At 73.7% G+C, this 7,091-nt stretch carries 6 protein-coding genes and 1 rRNA gene; 5 read left to right on the plus strand and 2 right to left on the minus strand.

Annotated elements, in window-relative coordinates; genetic code table 11:
- Nucleotides 1-18: 18 nt before the first annotated feature.
- Nucleotides 19-1,167 carry an S-methyl-5-thioribose-1-phosphate isomerase gene (gene mtnA / locus ACFV20_RS29115; protein ID WP_385661715.1) on the minus strand — a complete coding sequence of 383 codons (1,149 nt, stop codon included), beginning with the start codon at nucleotides 1,165-1,167 and terminating at the stop codon, nucleotides 19-21.
- Between the two features lie 140 nt (nucleotides 1,168-1,307).
- Here mtnA and ACFV20_RS29120 point away from each other — a divergent pair, with 140 nt between their 5' ends.
- From ACFV20_RS29120 to ACFV20_RS29140, 5 genes are read left to right on the plus strand one after another with little or no spacing between them, the layout of a single operon-like run.
- Nucleotides 1,308-2,651 (plus strand): hypothetical protein, encoded by a 1,344-nt coding sequence (locus tag ACFV20_RS29120; RefSeq protein WP_385661718.1) that lies wholly within the window; start codon nucleotides 1,308-1,310, stop codon nucleotides 2,649-2,651.
- A gap of 4 nt (nucleotides 2,652-2,655) precedes the next feature.
- Nucleotides 2,656-3,423 (plus strand): DUF4129 domain-containing protein, encoded by a 768-nt coding sequence (locus ACFV20_RS29125; protein WP_385661721.1) that lies wholly within the window; start codon nucleotides 2,656-2,658, stop codon nucleotides 3,421-3,423.
- Entirely contained in the window at nucleotides 3,420-4,616 is a 1,197-nt protein-coding gene (locus ACFV20_RS29130) for a DUF4350 domain-containing protein (RefSeq protein ID WP_385661724.1), read from the plus strand. Before ACFV20_RS29125 ends, ACFV20_RS29130 begins: the two co-directional genes overlap by 4 nt.
- Complete coding sequence (locus ACFV20_RS29135; protein ID WP_234850865.1) at nucleotides 4,616-5,605, plus strand: MoxR family ATPase; 990 nt, start codon at nucleotides 4,616-4,618, stop codon at nucleotides 5,603-5,605. The genes ACFV20_RS29130 and ACFV20_RS29135 overlap by 1 nt, the downstream gene beginning before the upstream one ends.
- Entirely contained in the window at nucleotides 5,605-6,915 is a 1,311-nt protein-coding gene (locus ACFV20_RS29140) for a DUF58 domain-containing protein (RefSeq protein ID WP_385661728.1), read from the plus strand. Before ACFV20_RS29135 ends, ACFV20_RS29140 begins: the two co-directional genes overlap by 1 nt.
- Nucleotides 6,916-7,006: 91 nt before the next feature.
- On the opposite strand, the gene rrf is transcribed toward ACFV20_RS29140, so the two are convergent.
- Nucleotides 7,007-7,091: ribosomal RNA gene (rrf, locus tag ACFV20_RS29145) — 5S ribosomal RNA — on the minus strand; the annotation flags it as partial.

A 7,091-nucleotide genomic window follows, 5' to 3' on the forward strand; every position in this document is an offset into this window, starting at 1 on the left:
ACCCCGGCACCGCCCGGCTCAGCCCGCGGCCACCCCGCGGGACCGCGCACACACCTGCGCGAGCGCCTCGGCCGTCACCGGCGACACGACACCCTCCTCCGTGACGATCGCCGTCACGAGCTCCGGCGGAGTCACGTCGAACGCCGGGTTGTACGCCTGCGTCCCCAGCGGCGCCACCGGAATGCCCCCGCCCGCCTCCGCACCCGCCACCGGCACCTGCGGCGCCGTCACCTCGGTCACCTCGTGCCCGGGCCGCTGCTCGACCTCGACGGACGCCCCGTCCGGCGTCTCCAGGTCCACCGTCGTCACCGGCGCCACCACGATGAACGGCACATGGTGGTACCGCGCCAGCACCGCCAGCGGATAACTCCCCACCTTGTTGGCCACCGAGCCGTCCGCCGTGATGCGGTCCGCCCCGATCAGCACCGCGTCCACCTCCCCGGCGGCGAACAGGGACCCCGCCGCGTTGTCGGTGAGCAGCGTGTACGCCATCCCGCTGCGGGCCGCCTCGTACGCCGTCAGGCGAGCGCCCTGCAGCAACGGCCGCGTCTCGTCCACCCACAGCCGCCGCAGCCGCCCCGCCCGGTGCGCCGCGAGCGCCACCGCGAACGCCGTCCCCTCCCCGCCCGACACCAGCGAACCGGTGTTGCAGTGGGTGAGGATCCGATGCCCGCCGCCGGGCAGCAGCTCGTCGAGCAGCGCCACCCCGTGCTCGGCCATCCGGCCGCTGGCCTCGGCGTCCTCCCGGTGCAACTGCCGCGCCGCCGCCAGCGCCGCCGCGGCCGCCTGCCGGTCGTCACCGCCCTTGGCGAGCGCCTCCTCGTGTGCCGACTGCGCCCGGCGCACCCCCACGGCCAGGTTCACCGCGGTCGGCCGGGCACCCGCCAGCGCGGCCGCCGCCTCGTCCACGTCGAAGCCCCGCACGGCGGCGAGCGCGACGCCGTACGCCCCCGCGATGCCGAGCAGCGGCGCCCCGCGCACCGCCAGCGAGCGGATCGCCTCCACGAGCGCGGGCGCATCCGTACAGACCAGTTCGACCTCCTCGGCCGGCAGCCTCGTCTGGTCCAGCAGGACCAGAACAGGACCCTCCGGTGGCTCTTCCCAGCGGATCGCCGGGATCTCGGTCGGCCGCTTGTCATCGCCGCTGTGCGCGTACTGATCAGCCATGCCGTCAGTCTGCCCCTAATCGCGCGGACAATTGAAGGTACGCAGCCCATACCGCGGCCGGTCACTCCAAGACCACCCCATGGCACGATGGCTGCCAAGCTGCCGCCGCGACCGCGGACGGGCACCGTGAAGGAGCGACGATGAACGACACTCCGGGCTGGGCCTCGCCCGGATCCGCCCCGTCCGACGGACAGAAGCCGGACCAGTCCGGCCCTGCCGAGCCCACCGACCGCCCCGCCCCCGCGCAGCCCGCGGACCAGCCGGCCCAGGCCCCGCAGACCCCGGGCCCGCAGTGGTCCAAGGAGCAGCCGCCCCCGGCCCAGTGGTCCGCCCCCAGCGGCCCGGCCGCCCCCGGCCAGGCACCCCCGCCCCCGCCCCCCGGCCCGGGCTGGGGCAGCCGGCCCCCCGGCGGATACGGACCGGCAGGCCACGGCGGATACGGCACCCCCGGACGCCCCGGCGGCTGGGGTGGCGGCTGGGGCGGCCCCCCGCCCGCCGCCAAGCCCGGGGTCATCCCGCTCCGCCCGCTCGGCGTGGGCGAGATCCTCGACGGCGCCGTGTCCACCATGCGCACCTACTGGCGCACGGTCCTGGGCATCTCGCTGACCGTCGCCGTCCTCACCGAGGTCATCGTCGTCCTGTTCCAGGGCCTGGTCCTGGACGACACCAGCACCGACGCCCTCAACGACCCCAGCGCCAGCGTCAGCGAGCTGAGCCGCGCCATGGGCGACGCCCTGCTCAACTCCACCGTCGTCTTCGTCATCTCCCTGGTCGGCACCGTCATCGCGACCGCGCTGCTCACCACCGTCACCAGCCGCGCCGTACTCGGCAAGTCCGTGACCATCGGCGAGGCCTGGCGGGACGCCCGGCCCCAGGTCCTCAAACTGTTCGGCCTGATCTGCCTGTTGCTGCTCATCACCGCCGGCATCGTCACCGTCGGCACCCTGCCCGGCATCCTCGTCGGCCTCGCCGTGAACGGCGCCGCGGGCGTCGGCCTCACCGTCCTGGGGGTCATCGGCGCCGGCATCGTCGCCCTGTGGCTGATGATCCGCTTCTCCCTCGCCTCTCCCGCCCTCATGCTGGAGAAGCAGGGCATCAAGAAGGCCCTCAGCCGCTCCGCGAAGCTCGTCCAGGGCACCTGGTGGCGGATCTTCGGCATCCAGCTGCTCGCCACGCTCATCGCGAACGTCGTCGCCTCGATCATCGTCATCCCGTTCACCCTGCTCGCCGCGGCCCTCAGCGGCGACGGCCTCACCGGCTGGCTCAACACCGGGGTCGGCAGCCTCGGCTGGACGTTCCTCATCGTCAGCGGCATCGGATCGGTGATCGGCTCCATGATCACGTTCCCGATCACGGCGGGCGTCACCGTGCTCCTGTACATCGACCAGCGCATCCGCCGCGAGGCCCTCGACCTCGAACTGGCCCGCGCCGCCGGCGTCCAGGGCTACGGCGCCCCCGCCCCCGGCGCCACCCCGGGGAGCTGATGCGGTGAGCCGCGCGGGGGAACTTCTCACCACGGCGCTGCCACGCGCCGGCATACGGACGCTGCTCAGCGCCCACGACCACACCCTGCTGTCATCGGCCCGCTCCGCGGACGAGCCGCCCCTCACCACACCGCGCGACCCCGCACGCGAGGCGGCCCGACGCGAACTGTCCAAGCGGATGTACCACGAGAACGACCCCAGCCTCTTCCAGCGCGCCCTCGACGCCTTCTGGGAGTGGCTCGGCAAACTCCTCAACGCCGCCTCGGACGCCACCCCCGGCGGCACCATGGGCCTGGTCGTGGTCGTCCTGGCCGTCGTCGCCGTCCTGGCCGCGCTGTGGTGGCGCCTGGGCACCCCCCGCCGCCGGCCCACCTCGTCGGCAACCCTGTTCGACGACCGCCCCCGCAGCGCCGCCGACCACCGCGCCGCCGCCGAGGCACACGCCGCCCAGGGCCACTGGAGCCAAGCCGTCCAGGAACGCATGCGCGCCCTCGTCCGCGCCCTGGAGGAACGCGCCCTCCTCGACGTCCGTCCCGGCCGCACCGCCGACGAGGCCGCAGCCGAAGCGGGCCGCGCCCTGCCCGCCCACACCGACCGACTGCGCACCGCCGCCCGCGACTTCGACGACGTGACGTACGGAGGCCGCTCGGCGACCGAAGAGTCGTACCATCGCATCGCCGAACTCGACCGCGACCTGGAACGCAGCAAACCCCAACTCGCGACGAGCAGCGCCGCCACGGCCCCCCACACCCACCAGGGAGCCGCCGAATGACCACCGAGGCCACCCTCACGTCCACCTCGGCCTCGCCCACCGCCCGCCAGGTGTGGACCCGCGCGCGCGGCATCGCCCTCGCCCTCGTCGTACTCCTCGCGGGGGCCGTCGCCATCGCCGTCATCCGCTCCGACGCCCGCCACGGCGAACTCGACCCGCGCTCCGCCGACCCGGGCGGCAGCCGCGCCATCGCCGAACTCCTCGCCGACCGGGGCGTGGACACCCGCGTGGTCACCACCCTCGACGCAGCAGCCGCCGCGGCCGGCCCGGACACGACCCTTCTGGTCGCCGTCCCCGACCTGTTGACGCCCAGTCAACAAACCCGCCTGCGCGCCGCGTTCGCCGCGTCCCACGGCCGCACCGTCCTGGTCGCCTCCGGCAGCGCCTCCATCGAACGGCTCGCACCCGGAGTCACCGCCGACCCCGCCACCAGCCTCGACTCGACGCTCGCCCCCGACTGCGCCCTGCCCGCCGCCCGGCGCGCCGGCACCGCCGACACAGGCGGCGTCCGCTACAGCACCACCCACCTCGGCGCCGACACCTGCTACCCCAGCGAACGCCTGGCCACCCTGCTGCGCATCCCCGACGCGAAAGGCAACGGCGACACCATCGCCCTCGGCGCCCCCGACATCCTCCTCAACGACCGCCTCGACGAGCAGGGCAACGCCTCCCTCGCCCTCCAGCTCCTCGGCTCCCGCCCCCATCTGGTCTGGTACCTCCCCTCGCTCTCGGACACCTCGGCCACAAGCCCCGACGACGAACGCAGCTTCTTCGACCTGCTCCCCTCGGGCTGGCTCTGGGGCACCCTGCAGCTCTTCATCGCCGCAGCCCTGGCCGCCCTGTGGCGGGCACGCCGACTCGGCCCCCTCGTGCCCGAAAAACTCCCCGTCGCGATCCGCGCCTCCGAAACCGCCGAAGGCCGCGCCCGCCTCTACCGCAAGACCGACGCCCGCGACCGCGCGGCCACCGCTCTTCGCTCCACGACCCGCACCCGCCTCGCCCCCCTCACCGGCGTCCCCGTCACCCAGGCGCACACGCCCGAGGCCCTGCTCCCCGCCCTGTCCGCCCACTTCCACGGCGACGGCCAGGACCTGCACGCCCTCCTCTTCGGACCCCCGCCCAGCGACGACGCAGCACTCATCGCACTCGCCGACCGACTCGACGCCCTCGAAAGAGAGGTACGCCGTCCATGATGGACCCGACCACTGACAACGCCGGGCAGACCGGGGACCCGGGCACCGCCCGAGACGCCCTGGAGGCCCTGCGCGCCGAGATCGCCAAGGCCGTGGTCGGCCAGGACCCCGCCGTCACCGGTCTCGTCGTCGCCCTGCTCTGCCGCGGCCACGTCCTCCTCGAAGGCGTCCCCGGCGTGGCCAAGACCCTCCTGGTCCGCGCCCTCGCCTCCGCCCTCGAACTCGACACCAAACGCGTCCAGTTCACCCCCGACCTCATGCCGAGCGACGTGACCGGCTCCCTGGTCTACGACACCCGCAGCGCCGAGTTCTCCTTCCAGCCCGGCCCGGTCTTCACCAACCTCCTCCTCGCCGACGAGATCAACCGCACGCCCCCCAAGACCCAGTCGTCCCTCCTCGAAGCCATGGAGGAACGCCAGGTCACCGTCGACGGCACCCCCCGCCCCCTGCCCGACCCGTTCCTGGTCGCAGCGACCCAGAACCCCGTCGAGTACGAGGGCACCTACCCCCTCCCGGAAGCCCAGCTGGACCGCTTCCTCCTCAAACTCACCATCCCCCTCCCCTCCCGCCAGGACGAGATCGACGTCCTCACCCGCCACGCCGAGGGCTTCAACCCACGCGACCTCCACGCCGCCGGCGTACGCCCCGTGGCGGGCCCCGCCGACCTGGAAGCGGCCCGGGCCGCGGTCGCCAAGACGACCGTCTCCCCCGAGATCACCGCCTACGTCGTCGACATCTGCCGCGCCACCCGGGAGTCGCCGTCCCTCACCCTCGGCGTCTCTCCCCGAGGCGCCACGGCCCTCCTCGCCACCGCCCGCGCCTGGGCCTGGCTGACCGGCCGCGACTACGTCATCCCCGACGACGTGAAGGCCCTCGCCCTCCCCACCCTCCGCCACCGCGTGCAACTGCGCCCGGAGGCCGAGATGGAAGGAGTGACGGCCGACTCCGTCATCAACGCGATCCTCGCCCACGTCCCCGTCCCCCGCTGATGGCACTCACCGGACGCGCCGCCCTCCTCGCGGCCCTGGGCTCCCTCCCCGTCGGCATCTGGGAGCCCAGCTGGACGGGCATCCTGGCGGTCAACGCTCCCCTGGCCGCGGCCTGCGCCTGCGACTTCGCGCTGGCCGCCCCCGTACGCCGACTGGGCCTGACCCGCTCGGGCGACACCTCCGTGCGCCTCGGCGACACGGCGGACGTGACCCTCACCGTCACCAACCCGTCCCGCCGTCCCCTCCGCGCCCGGCTGCGCGACGCCTGGCCGCCCAGCAGCTGGCAGCCCGGCACGGAGACGGCGGCCTCCCGCCAGCGCCTCACGGTCCCCCCGGGCGAACGACGCCGGGTGACGACCCGCCTCCGCCCCACCCGCCGGGGCGACCGCCAGGCCGACCGGGTCACCATCCGCTCGTACGGCCCCCTCGGCCTCTTCGCCCGCCAGGGCACCCACAGGGCGCCCTGGACCGTGCGCGTCCTGCCTCCGTTCACCAGCCGCAAGCACCTGCCCTCGAAACTGGCACGCCTGCGCGAACTGGACGGCCGCACCAGCGTCCTCACCCGCGGCGAGGGCACCGAGTTCGACAGCTTGCGTGAGTACGTCCCCGGTGACGACACCCGCTCCATCGACTGGCGCGCCACGGCCCGCCAGACCACGGTCGCCGTACGCACCTGGCGCCCCGAGCGTGACCGCCACATCCTGCTGGTCCTCGACACCGGCCGCACGTCGGCCGGCCGCGTGGGTGACGCGCCCCGCCTCGACGCCTCCATGGACGCGGCCCTCCTCCTCGCGGCTCTCGCCTCCCGCGCCGGGGACCGCGTGGATCTCCTGGCCTACGACCGGCAGGTCCGAACCCTCGTCCAGGGCCGCACGGCGGGTGACGTCCTTCCCGCTCTGGTCAACGCGATGGCCACGCTGGAGCCCGAGCTCGTCGAAACGAATGCCCGGGGCCTGACGGCCACCGCCCTGCGGACGTCTCCCCGTCGCTCACTGATCGTCCTTCTCACGACTCTGGACGCGGCCCCCATCGAAGAGGGCCTGCTTCCCGTCCTGCCTCAGCTCACGCAACGCCACACGGTTCTGCTGGCTTCAGTGGCGGACCCGCACATCAGTGACATGGCCAAGGCCCGAGGACATATCGACGCGGTCTACGAGGCCGCCGCAGCCGCCCAGTCCCAGTCGGAACGACACCGCACCGCGGAACAACTCCGCCGCAACGGCGTCACGGTCGTGGACGCCACTCCGGAGGACCTGGCGCCGGCATTGGCGGACGCCTACTTGGCACTCAAGGCAGCCGGACGCCTCTAGCAATCAAGGGCCCCCTGAGAGGAGGGCTCTTGCATTGCACCCTAAACGCAGAAAACCCCGCATCCGAAGATGCGGGGTTTCCCCAAAAATTGTTCGGCGGCGTCCTACTCTCCCACAGGGTCCCCCCTGCAGTACCATCGGCGCTGTAAGGCTTAGCTTCCGGGTTCGGAATGTAA

This window comes from Streptomyces sp. NPDC059696 (assembly GCF_042733745.1).
GTDB lineage: Bacteria > Actinomycetota > Actinomycetes > Streptomycetales > Streptomycetaceae > Streptomyces.

Excerpts from the sequence above, each read along its gene's own strand:
- ACFV20_RS29120 (WP_385661718.1), top strand. The coding sequence starts at position 1,308 with ATGAACGACACTCCGGGCTGGGCCTCGCCCGGATCCGCCCCGTCCGAC.
- ACFV20_RS29140 (WP_385661728.1), top strand. The coding sequence starts at position 5,605 with ATGGCACTCACCGGACGCGCCGCCCTCCTCGCGGCCCTGGGCTCCCTC.
- ACFV20_RS29135 (WP_234850865.1), top strand. The coding sequence starts at position 4,616 with ATGGACCCGACCACTGACAACGCCGGGCAGACCGGGGACCCGGGCACC.
- ACFV20_RS29130 (WP_385661724.1), top strand. The coding sequence starts at position 3,420 with ATGACCACCGAGGCCACCCTCACGTCCACCTCGGCCTCGCCCACCGCC.
- mtnA (WP_385661715.1), bottom strand. The coding sequence starts at position 1,167 with ATGGCTGATCAGTACGCGCACAGCGGCGATGACAAGCGGCCGACCGAG.